This window comes from Metabacillus sp. 22489 (genome assembly GCF_052044855.1).
Lineage (GTDB): Bacteria > Bacillota > Bacilli > Bacillales > Bacillaceae > Metabacillus > Metabacillus niabensis.
The window spans coordinates 15,429-35,393 of sequence record NZ_JBQENT010000008.1; the positions used below are offsets into that span (position 1 = coordinate 15,429).

Annotated in this window: 16 protein-coding genes; 13 read left to right on the top strand and 3 right to left on the bottom strand. The window is 34.6% G+C overall.

The window, feature by feature from the left end:
• Positions 1-337 precede the first annotated feature (337 nt).
• Both ytrI and ACTJJ9_RS06795 read right to left on the bottom strand, forming a co-directional pair.
• Positions 338-838, bottom strand: coding sequence for a sporulation membrane protein YtrI (gene ytrI / locus ACTJJ9_RS06790; protein WP_145583759.1), 501 nt, complete (start codon positions 836-838; stop codon positions 338-340).
• Positions 835-1,170 (bottom strand): YtrH family sporulation protein, encoded by a 336-nt coding sequence (locus ACTJJ9_RS06795; protein ID WP_095300661.1) that lies wholly within the window; start codon positions 1,168-1,170, stop codon positions 835-837. The genes ytrI and ACTJJ9_RS06795 overlap by 4 nt, the downstream gene beginning before the upstream one ends.
• A 233-nt stretch (positions 1,171-1,403) precedes the next feature.
• Here ACTJJ9_RS06795 and dnaE point away from each other — a divergent pair, with 233 nt between their 5' ends.
• The 8 genes from dnaE to ACTJJ9_RS06835 all read left to right on the top strand — a co-directional run bounded on the left by dnaE (position 1,404) and on the right by ACTJJ9_RS06835 (position 12,970).
• Positions 1,404-4,796, top strand: a complete 3,393-nt coding sequence (gene dnaE / locus ACTJJ9_RS06800; RefSeq protein ID WP_145583761.1) for a DNA polymerase III subunit alpha — start codon at positions 1,404-1,406, stop codon at positions 4,794-4,796.
• 145 nt (positions 4,797-4,941) lie between these two features.
• Entirely contained in the window at positions 4,942-6,171 is a 1,230-nt protein-coding gene (locus ACTJJ9_RS06805) for a malic enzyme-like NAD(P)-binding protein (protein WP_145583763.1), read from the top strand.
• Positions 6,172-6,187: 16 nt separating this feature from the next.
• The gene (locus tag ACTJJ9_RS06810) at positions 6,188-6,802 is read left to right on the top strand and encodes a FadR/GntR family transcriptional regulator (RefSeq protein ID WP_170944357.1); all 615 of its coding nucleotides are present in this window, start codon (positions 6,188-6,190) and stop codon (positions 6,800-6,802) included.
• Positions 6,803-7,228: 426 nt separating this feature from the next.
• The gene (accD, locus tag ACTJJ9_RS06815; RefSeq protein ID WP_145583768.1) at positions 7,229-8,107 is read left to right on the top strand and encodes an acetyl-CoA carboxylase, carboxyltransferase subunit beta; all 879 of its coding nucleotides are present in this window, start codon (positions 7,229-7,231) and stop codon (positions 8,105-8,107) included.
• Complete coding sequence (gene accA, locus ACTJJ9_RS06820) at positions 8,101-9,078, top strand: acetyl-CoA carboxylase carboxyl transferase subunit alpha (RefSeq protein WP_095300656.1); 978 nt, start codon at positions 8,101-8,103, stop codon at positions 9,076-9,078. Before accD ends, accA begins: the two co-directional genes overlap by 7 nt.
• A 447-nt stretch (positions 9,079-9,525) precedes the next feature.
• Entirely contained in the window at positions 9,526-10,485 is a 960-nt protein-coding gene (gene pfkA, locus ACTJJ9_RS06825; RefSeq protein ID WP_095300655.1) for a 6-phosphofructokinase, read from the top strand.
• Between the two features lie 192 nt (positions 10,486-10,677).
• Complete coding sequence (gene pyk / locus ACTJJ9_RS06830; RefSeq protein ID WP_440768562.1) at positions 10,678-12,438, top strand: pyruvate kinase; 1,761 nt, start codon at positions 10,678-10,680, stop codon at positions 12,436-12,438.
• A 142-nt stretch (positions 12,439-12,580) separates the two neighbouring features.
• The gene (locus ACTJJ9_RS06835) at positions 12,581-12,970 is read left to right on the top strand and encodes an FxsA family protein (RefSeq protein WP_307190578.1); all 390 of its coding nucleotides are present in this window, start codon (positions 12,581-12,583) and stop codon (positions 12,968-12,970) included.
• 94 nt (positions 12,971-13,064) lie between these two features.
• Here ACTJJ9_RS06835 and ytvI read toward each other — a convergent pair whose 3' ends face one another.
• Entirely contained in the window at positions 13,065-14,183 is a 1,119-nt protein-coding gene (gene ytvI / locus ACTJJ9_RS06840) for a sporulation integral membrane protein YtvI (protein WP_095300652.1), read from the bottom strand.
• A 123-nt stretch (positions 14,184-14,306) separates the two neighbouring features.
• Between ytvI and ACTJJ9_RS06845 the strand changes: the two genes are divergently transcribed.
• The 5 genes from ACTJJ9_RS06845 to ACTJJ9_RS06865 all read left to right on the top strand — a co-directional run bounded on the left by ACTJJ9_RS06845 (position 14,307) and on the right by ACTJJ9_RS06865 (position 19,709).
• Positions 14,307-14,771: a DUF441 domain-containing protein gene (locus tag ACTJJ9_RS06845; protein WP_095300651.1), complete on the top strand. Its 465-nt coding sequence runs from the start codon at positions 14,307-14,309 to the stop codon at positions 14,769-14,771.
• Positions 14,772-15,413: 642 nt separating this feature from the next.
• Positions 15,414-16,532 carry a citrate synthase gene (gene citZ, locus ACTJJ9_RS06850; protein ID WP_095300650.1) on the top strand — a complete coding sequence of 373 codons (1,119 nt, stop codon included), beginning with the start codon at positions 15,414-15,416 and terminating at the stop codon, positions 16,530-16,532.
• Between the two features lie 178 nt (positions 16,533-16,710).
• Positions 16,711-17,982, top strand: coding sequence for an NADP-dependent isocitrate dehydrogenase (gene icd / locus ACTJJ9_RS06855; protein WP_095300649.1), 1,272 nt, complete (start codon positions 16,711-16,713; stop codon positions 17,980-17,982).
• 151 nt (positions 17,983-18,133) lie between these two features.
• Positions 18,134-19,072 carry a malate dehydrogenase gene (mdh, locus tag ACTJJ9_RS06860; protein ID WP_440768563.1) on the top strand — a complete coding sequence of 313 codons (939 nt, stop codon included), beginning with the start codon at positions 18,134-18,136 and terminating at the stop codon, positions 19,070-19,072.
• A gap of 160 nt (positions 19,073-19,232) precedes the next feature.
• The gene (locus tag ACTJJ9_RS06865) at positions 19,233-19,709 is read left to right on the top strand and encodes a MaoC/PaaZ C-terminal domain-containing protein (protein ID WP_145583772.1); all 477 of its coding nucleotides are present in this window, start codon (positions 19,233-19,235) and stop codon (positions 19,707-19,709) included.
• Positions 19,710-19,965: the final 256 nt, after the last annotated feature.

The window sequence follows — 19,965 nt, forward strand, 5'->3', positions numbered from 1 at the left end:
GGAGCTTATTTTTGACGAAAAAACCATTAGTACGTTATTCATTTGAAAATCCGTATAAATAGTTAAGATGATAAGTGGAGTTTGAGGTTGTTATGAAAAGTGTGTCTATTTCTATAATATCGAAAATGGAGAAAAAATGTAATCATTTTTTTAACATAATGAGAAAAATGGTAAAATCCTACCTTTTTTGTGATAAATACAATAAATTATCGTTAAATACGAATAGAAAAGACAACAAAAAAACTGCTGTAATATAATCTTCAAATTACGTTTTATCGACAGCTATGTAACTGTCAATAAAATATAATATTCCAGCAGTATAGTTTAATATTTAATATTAGATTAAAGAAATTTCAACTTCAATATAAATTGTTGTATATAACATGAATTTAGTCATTTTTAATTTATAATCTTTACCGTCAACTTTATGAGGTTTATTTTCAACAATATTTTCAATTAGTTTATAATTCGCATAAACGCTTTCCATATCTTTTGCAATTAAATCTGATAAATTATCCTTTACATCATCCTCAATTTTTTTAATCCGGAAGTCTTTAAACAAATATTTTTCACCATTCACTAAATGGACATTAATTGCTTGAACAGTAATTTTCTTTTGTGCCTCTTTGTTTATTTTGGAGTACTCTTCTTGGTATAGCTCCTTATCCTTTTCTAAATCTTGTATCGTAACTTTTTGCTTATCAATGATTGTCCTATGTTTTTCTTGGAGGACACCATAAATAAATAAAAAAACAATCCAGCTAATAATTGCTCCAATCGCGACTCCAGAAAAGAAACGTTGCCAGGAAGGCTGTTGATAGTACGGAGGAATCCTCATGAGATATGCTCCTGGGTAAGCCAAAGAATGACTAACCAGCCAGTTTGTGCTCCACCCATACCAGATATAATAAGCAAAACCTGTTTGATAATATCTCTTGTCTCTCCCTGGAAAATCCCACGTTCAAAGCTGTAGAAGGCATCGAATGTTCCGCCAATTGCTGCAACAAGTGCCCATATTTTTAAACGATTAGCAAATTCAAACATTTTTGTTAATGGTGGCTCACCTGCGAGAAAAGCACCGATTGCTCCGATCAATGTCCCTCCCAAAATAACACCTAATGCGATAAAATAACTATGAATAAAAGCTGGGATAAATGCCTCATTCTCCATATCAATCAACCCCCTATAATCATATATATGGACGACCTTTTTTAAGTATGTTTTGTTTTCCAAAATAACGCTCCAGGAAAAATAAATTCATAGTTGAAATGTTTGGGTAAAAAAGCGTAAGCTCATACTTGGCTTATTCCTCATATTTGTCATTTAGAAAACGGTAGGAATATAATAAAAGAGGAATGTTGTTTAAGCTAAAGAAAAAGAACCGCTAGAAAGGAGGGATTTGTTTGTCTTTCATACACCTTCAAATAAAAAGTGCTTATAGTCTTTTATCAAGTGCAGTGAAGCTAGACAAGCTTGTAAGCAAAGCGAAGGACCTTAATTATAAAGCATTGGCATTAACAGATGAGCAAGTCATGTATGGGACAGTTGAGTTTTATAAACTTTGCAAACGAAATGGAATTAAACCAATCATTGGAATGAAATTAAATATAATCGAAGAAAATTCTACTAAATCATCTTCTACCTCACTTGTATTATTAGCTGAAAACAATGATGGATATCAGAACCTAGTAAAAATAAGTAGTGCCATTCAAACAAAATCACCAGAAGGTTTACCTGAAAGATGGCTTAAAAGTTATAGTAAAGGGTTAATTGCTCTTACATCTGGTCATGAAGGGTTAATGGAGCAATATGTTTTGGATGATCAAATTGATCAAGCGATGCAGCAAATAAAAAAATATCAATCTCTTTTTGGTAAGAATAGCTTTTACGTAGGGATACATAGCAAATGGGTAAAGCAGGCTAATTCCCTCCTTCCAAAGTTAACAGATTTATGTCATAAAATGGACGTGCAAACTGTAGCAGTAACAGATGTATCCTATATAGAAAAAGATGATGTTCTTGCCTACCGATGTTTAGCTGCTATAAAAAACGGGGAAGTACTTTCCGAGGATCAAATAGATTTAGATGACCATAAACATGAGAAATTAACATCACAGCAGGAAATGACCCGGATTTTTGAACAATACCCAGATGCACTTGAGAATACTTTAATGATTGCAAAGCGCTGTCAAGTTGATTTAAATCTTGGGGCTACACAATTACCTAAATACCCTACTCCTAACAAGGAAAGTGCAGATGAATATTTAGAGCAATTGTGCATTCAAGGATTATATGAAAGATTTGCTACTCCAGATCAAATTTATAAGGAAAGATTAGCCTATGAATTAAAAATCATTAAAAATATGAACTTTAGTGATTATTTTCTAATTGTTTGGGATTTTATGAAGTATGCTCATGAAAATGGAATTTTAACAGGCCCTGGTCGAGGATCTGCAGCGGGATCACTCGTATCGTATGTATTGAAAATAACGAATGTTGATCCAATTAAACACCGCCTTCTTTTTGAACGTTTTTTAAACCCAGAACGTATTACAATGCCTGATATTGATATCGACTTTCCAGATACGAGACGGGATGAGGTTATTGGGTACGTTGCTAGGAAATATGGTGAATTACATGTTGCACAAATCATTACATTTGGTACCTTTGCAGCAAAGGCAGCTATTCGCGATGTTGGTAAAGTCATGGGAGCTTCTACAAAGGAAGTCGATGTTCTTACAAGACAAATTTCATCGCGTCCTGGTGTTAAGCTATCTGATGCGATTACAGAATCGAAGAGCATACAAAAACTAATTCAAGAAAGTAAAATGTATAAAAAAATGATCGAGATCGCTTTAAAAATTGAAGGACTTCCTAGACATACGTCAACACATGCGGCAGGTGTTGTACTAAGCAGTCAGCCGTTAACAAATATTGTACCTATTCAAAAAGGGCAGCAAGATGTCTACCTCACGCAATTTTCTATGGATTATTTAGAGGATTTAGGTTTACTAAAAATGGATTTCCTTGGATTAAGGAATTTAACACTAATCGAAAATATCATAAGCCTAATTAAGCGTGGAGAAGGACATACAGTTGATTTAATGAGCATATCTTATCATGATGAGAAAACATTTTCATTGCTTTCAAGAGGAGATACGACAGGGATATTCCAATTGGAATCAGAGGGGATGAGAAGTGTATTAAAACGCTTGAAGCCAACAAATCTTGAAGATATTGTTGCAGTTAATGCATTATACCGTCCGGGTCCTATGGAAAATATTCCTTTGTATATTGAACGGAAGCATAAACAGAATCCTATTCAATATTTACACCCCGATGTTGAGCCAATTTTGAAATCTACCTACGGTGTTATTGTCTATCAAGAGCAAATTATGGAAATTGCATCAAAAATTGCAGGTTTTACATTAGGTGAAGCGGATTTGTTAAGGAGAGCTGTTGGGAAAAAGAAAAAAGAAGTGCTTGATAAGGAACGTGAGCATTTTGTTAATGGTTGTTTAGCAAATGGATATGATAATGAGGTAGCAAATAATATATATGATTTAATTGTTAAATTTGCAAACTATGGGTTTAATCGCAGTCATGCAGTAGCCTATAGTGTTATTGCCTATCAACTAGCCTACTTAAAAGCAAACTATCCACTTTACTTTATGACAGCACTCTTAACAAGTGCAACTGGAAATGATGAAAAAGTTGCTTCTTATATCCGCGAGGCAAAGCAAATGAATATAACGATTTTACCACCTTCTATTAATCATAGTGCATATCCATTTCTTGTTGAAAATGGATGTATTCGTATTAGCTTAGCTTGTATAAAAAATGTTGGGATTGTAGCGATAAAAGAAATTTTCCATGAAAGGAAAAAAAGGAAATACACAGATTTATTTGACTTTTGCATAAGGGTCTCACAGAAAATTATTAATCGAAGAATTATGGAGCAACTCATTTTTTCAGGTGCAATGGATGATTTTGGTGTTGATCGAGCTATTTTACTAGCGAGCCTTGATGTTGCTATCGAACATGCTGAGCTACTATCGCCAACGACAGACAACCAATTTGATTTATTCCTTAATGAAGAATTTTCGATAAAGCCTAAATATATCGAGGTTGAAAACTTCAAGATCGATGAGAAGCTCAAATTTGAAAAAGAAGCTCTTGGCTTCTATTTTTCAAAACATCCTGCAGAATTATACCGGGATCGCCTCGAGCAAGAAGGAGCTATATATATATCTGAAGTAAATCAAACTTTTGACAGAAAAATTTCTCTAGGAGCAATGCTAATTAGTAAACGGTCAATACGTACAAAAAAAGGGGAAGTAATGTCGTTTATCGTTATTGGAGATGAGACTGGAGAACTTGATGCAGTTTTGTTTCCAAGTGTATACGCAAAGTTTAGTGAAGTATTATCAACAGGGCAAATTTTCCTGTTTACTGGAAAAATCGAAAAACGTCAAGAAAAATGGCAAATGATTATTCAAGATATTCGCATTGCTCAGAACTTAGTTGAAAATGAAGGAAATGAAGGAAATGAAAAGCTATTTATTAGAATCGAAAAATCCTTTTTACCTCAAAAACTCAATGAGGTGAAAAAACATTTGAAAAAATTCCACGGAAAAACACCTGTATATTTATTTTATGAGGCAGATAAAAGGACGGTTCAGCTTCCAGAGGAATTTTTCGTATCTCCAACGGAAGAATCAATTGATTGTCTAAGAGCATTACTTGGTATAGGAAATGTTGTATTAAGAAGGAAAGAAAATCATCAAAAAACGTAGAATGTAAGTTTGGATGTTAACATGGACAAACTAGTATAGCATACTTTACAAAAGAATGAATTATGTTATCATTTAGTAATGATTATGAGTGGTCTGACCACTCTAATAATCATTACTTTACAAGGTTAAAAAGGGGATGTTTATGATGTCATTGCGTGAAGAAGCATTACATATTCATCGTGTTAATCAAGGGAAATTAGAATCGAAAGCAAAAATACCAGTTCGGAATGCGCATGATTTAAGTTTAGCCTATTCACCAGGTGTTGCTGAGCCTTGTAAAGATATTTATGATGATAAAAATAAAGTATATGATTATACAATGAAAGGAAATATGGTTGCAGTTGTTTCAGATGGGACAGCAGTGTTAGGTTTAGGAAATATCGGCCCTGAAGCAGCATTACCTGTAATGGAAGGGAAAGCGGTGCTTTTTAAAAGCTTTGCAGGTGTTGATGCTTTTCCGATTTGTCTTAATACTACAGATGTTGAACAAATCATCAATACAGTCAAATTACTTGAACCAACATTTGGCGGAATTAATCTAGAGGATATTGCTGCACCAAACTGCTTCGTCATTGAAGAGCGATTAAAGAAGGAAACAAATATACCGATCTTTCATGATGATCAACATGGTACTGCAATTGTAACGGTTGCTGGTCTTGTAAATGCGCTAAAGCTTGTTGGGAAAAGTATGTCAAATATTCGTGTCGTAGCAAATGGTGCAGGTGCTGCTGGAATTGCAATTATCAAACTTTTATATACATATGGGGTAAGAGACATCATTATGTGTGACACAAAAGGAGCAATATTTGAAAATCGATTGACTGGGATGAATGAAGTAAAAGCAGCTGTAGCTAAGTATACAAATCGCGACCAAAAGGAAGGATCCCTCGCTGATGTAATTAAAGGAGCAGATGTTTTTATTGGGGTTTCTGTTGAGGGGGCTTTGACAAAAGACATGGTGCTTTCAATGAATGAAAAGCCAATTATCTTTGCTATGGCTAATCCAGTACCAGAGATTATGCCAGAGGATGCAAAAGATGCAGGGGCTTTGGTTATTGGAACAGGTCGTTCTGATTATCCTAACCAAGTGAACAATGTTCTAGCATTTCCGGGGATTTTTAGAGGTGCGTTAGATGTAAGAGCGACTCATATTAACGAAAAAATGAAGGTTGCGGCAGTTGAGGCAATTGCATCTTTAATTAAGGAAGACGAACTAAAACCTGAATATGTCATTCCTGCACCATTTGATCCAAGAGTAGCCCCAGCAGTAGCCTCTGCAGTAGCAAAAGCTGCAATGGAAACAGGTGTTGCTCGAATCAAAGTAGATCCTGAGCAAGTTGCAGAGAAGACAAGACAGATGGCTATAATTAAATAAAGTGAGTGATTTGTCTTTGACCAATGAAAAATCAAAAGTTTATATAGATATTCTTCATTACATTCGTATCTATATAACTGAAAACCAACTTTCTTATGGAGACAAAATCCCTTCTGAAAGAGAGCTTGCCGAAAAGCTAAATGTTGGTAGATCATCCGTTAGAGAAGCTTTGCGAGCTCTTGAACTGCTAGGAATGATTGAAACAAGAAGAGGAGAAGGTACGTTTCTTAAGGATTTTCGGGATCATAATTTAATTGATTTACTTGGAACGTTTATTTTAGAAGACTCTAAGGCTATTGATGATGTAATTGAGATGAATAATATGCTAGAGTATAACGCAATTCAGTTATTATTACGTTCTAATCATGAAAGTGAATTAAGAGCTCTTGAAAAGCGTTTAGTACATGAGGGGTTAACTAGATATGAATTTATGAAAGAGCTTGTCCAATTAGCAAATAATCATTTGCTTTATCGCATTTGGATCGTTTTAAATGAATATGTATCTCTAGTTCATAAACATGTTAATGTGGAAGTTGATGCAGTAGATAAAATGAAAGAACTGGTTGCCTCTTTGCTAGAAAGAAAACAAACTGAGGTATTAACTTCATATCAAAAATTATCCCTAAAATAATTGTCGAATACCAAATGACAAATTCCAACAACATGACTGTTAGTAATTCGTTAAAGTAGGGATAACGACAAAAGAATAAGATGACCTTTCATCAATTTTTTTAATGCTCTTTATTATTGGTTCTTTCCGTAAAGATTGTTGTTTTACAAGTAACATATTTAAACAGATGTTGAAGATAGCGGAGATGCAAGAATTTTAGCGGGAGTAAAGTATTAAAGATATTTGCATAAGAGCACTCTGTTAAATGAATCTAAAACAAAAGCTAAATAGTTTTCAAGCAACAAAGTATGCGAAATAGCCTTTATTAAGAGTGAAAGAAGCTTCTTCTAATCGATTTATACATTTGGAAGAGTATGGTGTTTCATAAATACTAATAGTTAAATAAGAATTGGAGAGAAACAGCTTCAGAAAAGGAGAGGTACCATTTTGTTAAAAGATTTATTTACAAAACCAACAAAGCCGAAGAAACGGAAGTATGCGCAAATTCCTTCTGAGCAAGCTAAACAAGATGTTCCAGAAGGAATTGTAATGAAGTGTCCAAGCTGTAAAAAAATCATTTACTCAAAAGAGGTAAATAAAAATTTAAAAGTTTGTATAAATTGTGGCTATCATTATCAAATGAATGCTAAAGAACGGATTGCAAGCTTATTTGATGAGAATAGTTTCGTTGAATACGACAAGGAAATGGTTTCTAAAAACCCATTAAATTTTCCAGGATATGAGGAAAAGTTAGAGAAGGACCGTAGCAAAACGAAGCAAAATGAAGCGGTTGTTACTGGTGAAGGTCTTATCAATGGCTTCAAAACGACAGTTGCAATAATGGATGCCAGCTTTCGAATGGGTAGTATGGGCTCTGTAGTCGGTGAGAAAATCACTCGTACAATAGAGAAAGCAAATGAACAAGGGCTACCTTTTATTATTTTTACAGCTTCTGGTGGAGCAAGAATGCAAGAAGGTGTGTTGAGCTTAATGCAAATGGCGAAAACTAGCTCAGCATTAAAAATATTTAGCGATAATGGTGGCTTAATTATATCAGTTATGACACATCCAACTACTGGCGGTGTTTCGGCTAGCTTTGCATCATTAGGAGATTATAACTTTGCTGAGCCTGGGGCGTTAATTGGATTTGCCGGTAGAAGAATTATCGAGCAAACGATCCGTGAAGATCTTCCTGAGGACTTTCAGACTTCAGAATTTTTGTTAAAACACGGACAATTGGATGCGGTTATACATCGACAAGAATTAAAAGAAACATTAGCTAACATCCTTGACATTCATCAAACAGGAGGTGAAATCACTTGGTAGGTGAATTAGAATTTGAAAAGCCAGTTGTCGAGCTTAGACAGAAAATAGACGAATTAAAGGAAATTACAAAAGGTTCTGATGTTGATTTGTCATCAGAGATTGAAAAACTTGAAGCTAGATTAGAAAAACTAACAAGCGAGATTTATTCTAATATAAAACCGTGGGATCGGGTGCAAATTGCACGTCATCCAAATCGACCGACATCATTGGATTATATTAATCATATTTTTACGAATTTTTTCGAATGCCACGGTGATCGCTATTATGGCGATGATGATGCAATTGTTAGTGGGATTGCTAAATTTAGAGATCTTCCTGTTACAGTGATTGGCCACCAACGTGGAAAGGACACGAAAGAGAATATCAGAAGAAATTTTGGTATGCCACATCCTGAAGGATATCGTAAGGCTTTACGCTTAATGAAGCAAGCAGATAAATTTAAACGTCCAATCATTTGCTTCATTGACACAAAGGGAGCTTATCCAGGGAAAGCAGCAGAAGAGCGTGGGCAAAGTGAGGCTATTGCAAAAAACCTATTTGAAATGGCGGGATTATCTGTACCTGTTATCTGCATAGTCATCGGTGAAGGTGGTAGTGGAGGAGCATTAGCTTTAGGTGTAGGCAATTATATTCATATGCTTGAAAACTCTACCTACTCTGTTATTTCCCCAGAGGGGGCAGCTGCTTTATTATGGAAGGATGCTGGATTAGCAAAGAAAGCAGCTGAAACAATGAAAATAACAGCACCTGATTTGAAAGAATTAGGAGTAGTTGATGAAATTATCCCTGAGGTAAAGGGTGGAGCCCATAAAAATGTCGTTGAACAAGCTGGGTATATTGAAGAAGTACTTGCAAGTTCTTTAAAATCTTTAAGCAAAATGAATGGTGAGGAATTAATTAATCATCGTTATGAGAAGTTCAAAAAAATAGGTCAAGTATCTTATTCAAATGAGTTACTTGGAGTTAAATAGAACGTGTGACCATTGGTCCACGTTTCTTTTTGATGAAAATGGGAATAATGAGTAAGTAGAGCTTAGTAGCGCAATTTGTAGATGGTCATTTATTAAGCGCTTGTTGAACGTTTGTTTGAAGTAAGAAAAGACAATTATTTTGCAAAATTACATATTTATTTAAACATAAAGAAAAAATTTATTGTATAATGAATAAGGCTCATAAAAGTTTATTCGACAAAAGTTGACTTTTTTACTTTTGTTGTATTGATCTACCATTCATGGTATTTTTGATTTATCCGTTTGCCTGTCAGTCATTCTTCAGTCTTAAAAATAGGTTGTTAGTAACTGTTAGGAAAAACTAGATAAGTCTTACTACAATCAATGGGGGATAACGTAACCCTCCACTGATTGAAAGTCTTGCTTTATAAAAAATAAAGCTACTAGAATATAGTGGGGTGAAGAAAAGTGAAAAAAATTGGTGTCCTTACTAGTGGTGGAGATTCTCCAGGTATGAATGCTGCTGTTCGTGCAGTAGTTCGTAAAGCAATTTTTCATAATGTTGAAGTATACGGTATCTTTCACGGGTATTCTGGTCTCATCGAAGGACGTATTGAAAAATTAGAATTAGGTTCAGTAGGAGATATTATTCATCGAGGCGGTACGAAATTATATTCTGCAAGATGTCCAGAATTTAAAACCGTTGAGGGTCAGAAAAAAGGAATTGAGCAACTTAAAAAGCACGGAATTGAAGGACTAGTTGTCATTGGTGGAGACGGTTCTTACATGGGTGCGAAAAAGCTGACAGAACATGGTTTTCCATGTGTAGGGGTTCCAGGTACAATCGATAATGATATTCCGGGAACTGATTTCACAATTGGCTTTGATACTGCGCTTAATACGGTCATTGATGCAATTGATAAAATTCGTGATACTGCAACTTCACATGAACGTACATATATTATTGAAGTAATGGGTAGACATGCTGGTGATATTGCGTTATGGTCAGGTCTTGCTGGTGGAGCGGAAACAATCTTGATTCCAGAAGCAGATTATGATATGGATGATATCGTTGGTCGTCTAAAAAGAGGACATGAACGCGGTAAGAAGCATAGTATTATCATCGTAGCTGAAGGTGTAGGTAGTGCAGTAGATTTTGCGAAACAAATTGAAGAAGCAACTACATTTGAAACACGAGTATCAGTATTAGGTCATGTACAGCGTGGTGGATCACCAACTGCGTTTGATCGTGTTTTAGCAAGCCGTTTAGGCGCTTATGCGGTTGAATTATTACTTGAAGGTAAAGGTGGACGTTGTGTAGGAATTCAGAAAAATCAACTCGTTCATCATGATATTCTTGAAATCCTTGATCAACCTCATACAATTGATAAGGATATGTATCGACTATCAAAAGAGTTATCAATATAATTGTTACTAGGTGGTATCGTTTTCATATCTTCCAATTAGGTTGATTTGATAATAGATATCCTTTAGTATTTTTATTTGAGTTTTGAAAAAGTAAATCGGTAAAACCATAGTAAATGTTGGAATAAGGGAATTACATCCATATCCATTATAAATGTTTATTCCCTTATTCGTAAAATGGTAGGAGGAACATAAATGCGAAAAACTAAGATTGTATGTACGATCGGTCCAGCAAGTGAATCAATTGAAAAATTAACGGAATTAATGGAAGCGGGGATGAATGTTTCACGCTTAAATTTTTCCCATGGTGATTTTGAAGAGCATGGAAATCGTATTAAAAATATAAGAGAAGCATCTGCAAAGCTAAACAAAACAGTTGCGATTTTATTGGATACGAAGGGACCTGAAATCCGTACTCATACAATGGAAAATGGTGCGATCGAATTAGTAGCTGGTAATGAAATAATTATTTCGATGACAGAAGTTGTAGGTACAAAAGAAAAGTTCTCTGTTACATATGAAGGTTTAATTGATGATGTTCATATCGGCTCAACTATTTTATTAGATGATGGTCTAATTGAATTAGAAGTAATTGGTCTAGATCAAGCAAATGGTGAAATTAAGACAAAGATTAAAAACAGTGGAACCTTAAAAAATAAAAAGGGTGTCAACGTTCCAGGTGTAAGCGTTAAACTTCCAGGTATTACGGAAAAGGATGCAAAGGATATCGTATTTGGTATTGAGCAAGGTGTTGATTTCATTGCTGCTTCCTTTGTTCGACGCGCTTCAGACGTACTAGAAATCCGCGAATTATTGGAAGAGCATAACGCTAGTCATATTCAAATTATTCCAAAAATCGAAAACCAAGAGGGTGTCGATAATATCGACGAAATTTTAGAGGTTTCTGATGGTTTAATGGTTGCTCGTGGCGATCTAGGAGTTGAAATTCCAGCTGAGGAAGTTCCGCTAGTTCAAAAGGAATTAATTAGAAAATGTAATGCTCTTGGAAAACCAGTTATTACGGCTACACAAATGTTAGATAGCATGCAACGTAATCCAAGACCTACTCGTGCAGAAGCAAGTGACGTTGCTAACGCGATCTTTGATGGTACTGATGCAATTATGTTATCTGGTGAAACAGCTGCTGGATCATATCCTGTTGAAGCAGTAAAAACAATGCATAATATCGCGTCAAGAGCAGAACAGGCTTTAGACTATAAAGAGATCCTTTCAAAACGCAGTGATCAAGTTGGTACAACTATTACTGATGCAATTGGTCAGTCAACAGCTTACACTGCATTAAAATTAGGAGTTTCTGCTATTGTAACTCCAACTGAAAGTGGTCATACACCACGTATGATTTCAAAATATCGTCCAAAAGCACCAATTATTGCTGTTACAGTATCTGAATCTGTATCACGTAAATTAGCATTAGTATGGGGAGTTTATCCAAGAAGTGGTAACCACTCAACATCAACTGATGAAATGCTAGATAATTCTGTTCTCGAAGCGATAAACGGTGGATTTGTTACACATGGTGATTTAGTTGTTATAACAGCTGGTGTACCGGTTGGAGAAGCTGGAACAACGAATTTAATGAAAGTACATGTTATCGGTGATGTATTAGCAAAAGGACAAGGAATTGGTCGTAAATCAGCATTCGGTAAAGTTGTAGTTGCAAGTACAGCAAAGGATGCAGAAGCAAAAATGACAAAGGGATCAATTCTTGTTGCTCAAAGTACAGATCGTGATATGATGGGAGCTCTTGAACAAGCTACAGCATTAATTACTGAAGAAGGTGGATTAACAAGCCATGCCGCAGTAGTTGGCCTAAGCTTAGGAATACCTGTTATTGTAGCTGTTGAAAATGCTACATCAATCTTAAAAGATGGACAAGATATTACAGTTGACGCTGTAAGAGGTGTCGTTTATCAAGGACATGCAAGTGTTCTTTAATTTGAAGAATTGATTGAAAAGAGATGAGGATTATACGTCCTCTTCTCTTTTCTTTTTATTGGAAAGCTCTATAGCGCTTGCGCTTTTTCTCCCTCTTCACATAAAATAGAGTTAGATGTACATCCCATTTTGAGAGGGTGAAATGATGAGGTTTTTAACGATAATCTTTATCTTAATTCCGATATTGGAAATTAGTGTACTTCTTATATCAGGGAAAACAATTGGTGTATTACCAACCCTTTTATTATTATTCCTAACAGGGATAATTGGGGCTTGGCTTGCAAAGAGACAAGGATTAGAAACAATGAGAAAAATGCAGGAACAATTAAGATATGGTCAAATACCTGGCGATGCAATCGTGGATAGTATTTGTATTTTTTTCGGAGGTCTATTATTGCTAACTCCTGGTTACATTACAGATATTTGTGGATTTTTGTTATTACTTCCGTTTACGAGAAATAAATTAAAACCGGTTTTGTTTTTGCTTATGAGAAGATGGATTGAAAAAAACAATGTGACAATTATTCGATAAAACAAATTTTAGGCTGATAAAAAGGTCAGACTTATTGAACAAAAATACTGTGTTTTAAATGAGTCAGGCCTTTTTAAGCAGTCATATATGTTTTCTAATTTCTTTCTTTCCCAATAATAAACTGCCACAAATCCTCGTATACTCCCGCAGTATGTAATGTTTTTAATATAACTACAGCTACTGGTCCTACGATTAGCCCTAAAAATCCAATCAGTTGATAGCCTATAAAAAGAGAAATGAGTGTAGCGAGTGGATCTAATCCGATGCTTGACGAAAGAACTTTTGGTTCCATCACTTGTCTTTGGATCATTACGATAAGATAAAGAATACCTAGACCGATTGCCAAAGGTAAACTCCCGCTAAATGATAAATAGATAATCCAAGGTACAAATACTAATCCTGTTCCAAGGTATGGAAGAATATCGACTAAACCGATTAACAAAGCAATAGTTATCGCATAATCAACCCGAAGAATAAGAAGGCCAATTAGTACGATAGTTGTTGTAATCGAAATCAATGTTAATTGAGCGCGAATAAAGCCAAATAATGCTTTTTTTAGTTCATCAAAAACTGTTTTTCCACTACTTCTTGCTTTTTGCGGGAGAATATTTGATAAAAGACCTTTAAACTTATACCAATCCTTACTAATAAAAAAAGTAGCTAATAATGAAAAAATGATAACAGTTGCTGCATTTGGGAGCCACCGGATTAATATTGGGATATTTTCTAAAAAGCTTTTTATAAATAAACCAATGCTTGATGTGATTTGCTCGCCGATATTTTGAATATTAGTAATAATTGAATTCTGTTGATTCGTATCTAGTGTTGAAAATAAATATGTTAATTGATTATATATTGGCATGATCTTTTCTACAAAAAAAGATTCTAAATAGATAGCTAATAGATCTAAATGACCAGGTATGACTCTTGCCAAATAAGTTGTCCCAGTTACGATTTCTGCTACTAATAATATGACAAGCCCGATTATTAAACAGAGTAATAAAATAATCGCAATTATAACAGCAAGTCCTCTATGAAGTTTAGCCTTTCTTTCAAGAAAATTTACAAGAGGATTAATAAATAGAGCGATCAAAATCGCAATAATAAATGGATAGGTCAATGTAGATAAATAATATAAAATGAGAACACTAAGGATAGTTAGTCCAACAATTAATAGGAGTCTTAACAAACTATATACATATTGCAAGCTCAATTTACTTCCTCCTAAGAAAAGCTTTTAAGACATGTTTATTATAATAAAGGCTTGTTTATGAGAAAAAGATTGTGCCAAATAGAATATAGGTGAAATTGTTGAATATGTTTGGAGGATCATAAAATGTTTAATCAGCCAATGCTTTTTTTATTCATATTATTAGTCATTGGATTAATAGCGAAAAATCAATCATTAATCATTGCTGTAGGGTGTTTGATGGTTATAAAAATTATCGGGTTAGAATCGAAAATATTGCCAACGGTTGGTTCAAAAGGTATCAATTGGGGGGTCACGATAATTACCATTGCTGTGCTCGTTCCAATAGCAACAGGTGATATAGGATTTAAACAGCTGTTAGAGGCAGTGAAATCTATATATGCATGGATTGCATTAGGTGCTGGTATTGCTGTTGCACTAATAGCGAAAAATGGTTTAACCTTATTAGCAGAAGACCCACACATCACAACAGCTCTTGTGTTTGGAACAATTATCGCTGTTGCATTATTTAATGGTGTTGCTGTAGGCCCATTAATTGGAGCAGGTATTGCCTATTTAGCGATGCAAGTAGTAAAGCTCTTTAGTTCGTAAGATAAGAGGGAAAATAACTAACTAAAAAAATAGATACCTCACCTAAATAAGGGAAATTACGATCATTTAGGTGGGGAATATTCGGATTGTTTTCGTCTTATTTCATTGGATTTATTAGGAAATAATAGTGAAAATTAATGTACACTACAATAACATTTTTGTAGAAAGTTATTTAAGATAGGGATGAAAAAGTAGAAAAAATGTTAAAAAATCATTTTTCTAACAAATTTTTTTGCCGTTTCAATTGTTTTTCATTCACAAAAGTCTGATAATTGTTTATAATAAGGATAGATTCATAAATAGGCTCTAGAAACGTATGTTGTACACATCGACAGAGTCATATCTTTGATGAGATTTCTATAGAGAATTTTGAATTGCCTATTTTTGTTTCTCTTAAGAAAAAATGTAAGCATTTTCTTTTCGTCGTTAGTTTCATGAGCAAGCGCTCAATCATCTAGAAGTTTAAATAACCCATTCGATTTCGTTTGATATAAGTTAATTTTATTAACGAGAAATACATAGAGAAAGAGGATTCTCTACATATAAACGATGATAATAAAATGTGATGGGGAGATTTTTTTATTGCAATATTTGGACTTTTTAGATTAATATGGGGAATTAGAGGTAAAGGAGAGGATTTTTATGACAGTAACACGCGGTCTAGAAGGAATCATTGCTACTACTTCATCTGTAAGTTCGATTATCGATGATAATTTAACTTATGTAGGTTATAACATTGATGATTTAGCAGAACATGCAAGCTTTGAAGAAGTGGTATATTTACTATGGCATCGAAAACTTCCAAATTTAGAGCAATTAAGTGAAATTAAGAGACAACTTGCGGAAAATGCGAAAATTCCACAACAAGTCATTGACCACTTCAAAACATACCCTATCAAACGTGTGCATCCTATGGCAGCACTTCGAACAGCTGTATCATTACTCGGCTTATTTGATGAAGAAGCTGATGATATGAGTCCTGAAGCAAATTATAGAAAAGCGATTCGCCTTCAAGCACAGCTTCCAATTATCGTTACATCATTTGCACGTATTCGAAAAGGATTAGAGCCAATTGAGCCACGAACAGATTTATCAATGGCTGCAAATTTCTTATATACGTTACTAGGTGAGGAGCCTAATGAAGTAGCAGTTGAGGCATTTAATAAAGCACTTGTCTTACATGCTGATCATGAATTAAATGCGTCAACTTTTACTGCAAGAGTATGTGTTGCAACTTTATCTGATGTATATTCCGGTGTTACCTCAGCTATCGGTGCACTTAAAGGTCCATTACATGGAGGGGCAAACGAGGCAGTTATGAAAATGCTCTCTGAAATTGGTGAAGTAGAAAATGTTGAAAGCTACATTAATGAAAAATTTGCCAATAAAGAAAAAATAATGGGCTTCGGACATCGTGTCTATCGTAAAGGAGACCCTAGAGCAAAACATCTGAAGAAAATGTCAGAGAAATTGACAAAATTAACAGGTCAGCCTAAATGGTATGAAATGTCTACAAAAATTGAAGAGCTTGTTACGGCAAGAAAACCATTGCCGCCAAATGTAGATTTTTATTCTGCATCAATGTATCATAGCTTAGGTATTGATCATGATTTATTTACACCAATCTTTGCAGTAAGTCGTGTTTCTGGATGGCTTGCACATATTTTAGAACAATATGAAAACAATCGATTAATCAGACCACGTGCTGAGTATGTAGGTCCAGAGAAACAAATCTATATTCCTGTAGAACAAAGAGGATAAGGATTCAATTCATATTATTTAAAAACGGTAATCCTCCCTGCTAAATGGGGGGATTACTCTGTGAAGTAAAAAATAGTAGTGAAACACTTCAAAAAAACTAAAAAACTACTATACTAAAAAGGTATTATCTATCCAATGGATAAATAAAATATATTACATAACCTGGGAGGTAATTTTTTTGACACAAGGCGAAAAAATTCAAGTTACTAATGGAGTTTTAAATGTACCAAACAATCCAGTTATACCATTCATTGAAGGAGATGGAATCGGTCCTGATATTTGGGCTGCAGCATCACGTGTATTAGAAGCAGCGGTTGAAAAAGCATACAATGGTGAAAAGAAAATTGTTTGGAAAGAGGTTCTTGCAGGAGAAAAAGCATTTAACCAAACAGGTGAATGGTTACCAGATGAAACATTAGAAGTTATTCGTGAGTATTTAATCGCGATTAAAGGTCCATTAACAACACCAATTGGCGGAGGTATCCGTTCATTAAACGTAGCACTTCGTCAGGAGTTAGATTTATTTACTTGCTTACGTCCTGTTCGTTATTTCCAAGGTGTTCCTTCACCAGTTAAACGTCCAGAAGATACTGATATGGTTATTTTCCGTGAAAATACAGAAGATATCTATGCAGGTATTGAATATGCAAAAGGAACAGAAGAAGTAGAAAAATTAATCAACTTCTTAAAAAATGAAATGGGTGTAAATAAAATTCGCTTCCCTGAAACATCTGGAATCGGAATTAAGCCTGTTTCACAAGAAGGTACAAGCCGTCTAGTAAGAGCTGCAATTAACTATGCAATTGAGCATGGTCGCAAGTCAGTTACACTAGTTCACAAAGGTAATATTATGAAATTTACTGAAGGTGCTTTTAAAAACTGGGGTTATGAACTTGCTGAAAAAGAATTCGGCGATAAAGTATTTACGTGGGCTGAATATGATCGCATTGCAGAAGCTGAAGGTAAAGAAGCAGCTAATAAAGCTCAAGCTGATGCAGAAGCAGCAGGAAAAATTATTATTAAAGATTCAATTGCAGACATTTTCCTACAACAGATTTTAACTCGTCCTCGTGAATTCGATGTAGTAGCTACAATGAACTTAAATGGAGACTATATTTCTGATGCATTAGCAGCACAAGTTGGTGGTATCGGTATTGCACCTGGAGCAAACATCAACTATGAAACTGGTCATGCTATTTTTGAAGCAACTCATGGAACAGCACCTAAGTACGCGGGCTTAGACAAAGTAAACCCATCTTCAGTACTTCTTTCTGGTGTTCTTATGCTTGAACATCTTGGTTGGACTGAAGCAGCTCAATTAATTACAAATTCAGTTGAAAAGACAATTGCTTCAAAAGTTGTTACTTATGACTTTGCACGTTTAATGGAAGGTGCAACAGAGGTTAAATGTTCAGAATTTGCTGATGAGCTAATTAAAAATTTAGGTTAATACTAATCGAGAGTTAGTTCGTCATGACTTCTAAGGGGCGTACTTTGGACGAAGCGAATATGTTCGAAGGTTTAGAATGTATATTTGCTTATCCAAAGATTCGTCCCATTTTTCTAACAAATAAGGAAACGATAGCGAGAGGATGGTTTTTATGGCAATTACACGTAAAAAGGTGTCTGTTATCGGAAGTGGATTTACTGGTGCAACAACTGCTTTTCTCCTTGCTCAAAAGGAGTTAGCTGATGTTGTTTTAGTGGATATTCCTCTAATGGAAAATCCTACAAAGGGCAAGGCATTAGATATGCTTGAGGCTAGTCCAATACAAGGATTTGATGCAAATATTATTGGTACATCCAATTATGAAGATACAGAGAAATCTGACATAGTTGTTATTACAGCTGGAATTGCTAGAAAGCCTGGAATGAGCCGGGATGATCTTGTCTCAACAAATGCAGGGATTATGAAGTCTGTTACAAGGGAAGTAGTTAAATATTCTCCTGATTGTACGATCATTGTTTTGACAAACCCTGTCGATGCAATGACATATACTGTATACAAGGAATCTGGTTTCCCTAAGCATCGCGTAATAGGACAGTCAGGTGTATTGGATACTGCTCGCTTCCGTACGTTTGTTGCTCAAGAATTAAATCTTTCTGTTAAAGATATTACTGGATTTGTATTAGGTGGACATGGAGACGATATGGTTCCGCTTGTACGTTATTCATATGCAGGTGGTATTCCTCTGGAAACATTAATTCCGAAAGAACGCCTTGATGCTATCGTTGAAAGAACACGTAAAGGCGGCGGTGAAATTGTTAATCTATTAGGGAATGGAAGTGCATATTATGCTCCTGCAGCTTCACTAGTAGAAATGGTAGAAGCAATTGTAAAAGACCAACGTCGTGTTTTACCATCAATTGTCTATTTAGAGGGTGAATATGGATTTGATGGTATTTATTTAGGTGTTCCTACCGTACTTGGTGGAAATGGGTTAGAACAAATTATTGAGTTAGATTTAACTGAAGATGAAAAAGCTGCCTTACAAAAATCAGCGGATTCAGTTAAAAATGTCATGAAGGTATTATCTTAGTACGATTGGACGATAATCATGTAATAGATAAAAAGAAAGTTGAGTTTTGCTCAATTTTCTTTTTTTACTATCTAATTATATACGGTGCCTTCTTCTGCTTAATAATTGAATTTAAGTGATATATAAATGAATTGTAAATGATACAAAGGTGGTGCTAACCATGCTTCTTGGGAAGAAGCGAAAACTTGGAAGAAATATTAAAGATATTTCTATTGGTGAAAAATTATCGTTAACGGAAAAAATAGAGGATAAAGAATTACTCCTTTATTTAGGATTAACGAATGATGCGAATCCGCTCTACATACAGCATGACTATGCTTCTCAAACTCCATACAAAAAACCTCTTGTTCCAAGCATTATGTTAACAGGTATAATAATTTCTGCAATCTCAAAATATTTACCTGGGCCTGGAAGTCATATTTTGAAACATGAATTAACATTTCATAGACCTATTTATCATTATACAGTTATACAATTTAATTTTGAGGTAACAGAAATATTAGTATCAGAAAATAAAATTGTTGTTTCGGTTCAAGCATTAAGTTCTGAGGAAGAAATATTAATTGATGGAAGTGTTACGGTAAGTCCACCGTGTACAACCGAACAATTGGAAGGGAATGCATTAGATAATTTTTAACTTTTGGATAATTAGTTGTACGTATTTTAATTGACAATACGATTAAAGATAGATGATGGTAGAATACATAGAAAAATTGGATATGTCCAGCTTAATGATGAAACTGCAATTTTTATATGCAGTTTTTTTTCATTAGGTTCCTTTTTTAGATGTGTTTTTAAGCCCAATCTGTGTTTTGGAAGGAGTAAGTGCTTAACTACTGCTTAAAATTAAAAAATCCTCCGAAAATCCTATTAATTTGAAGTTTCTTATAGTT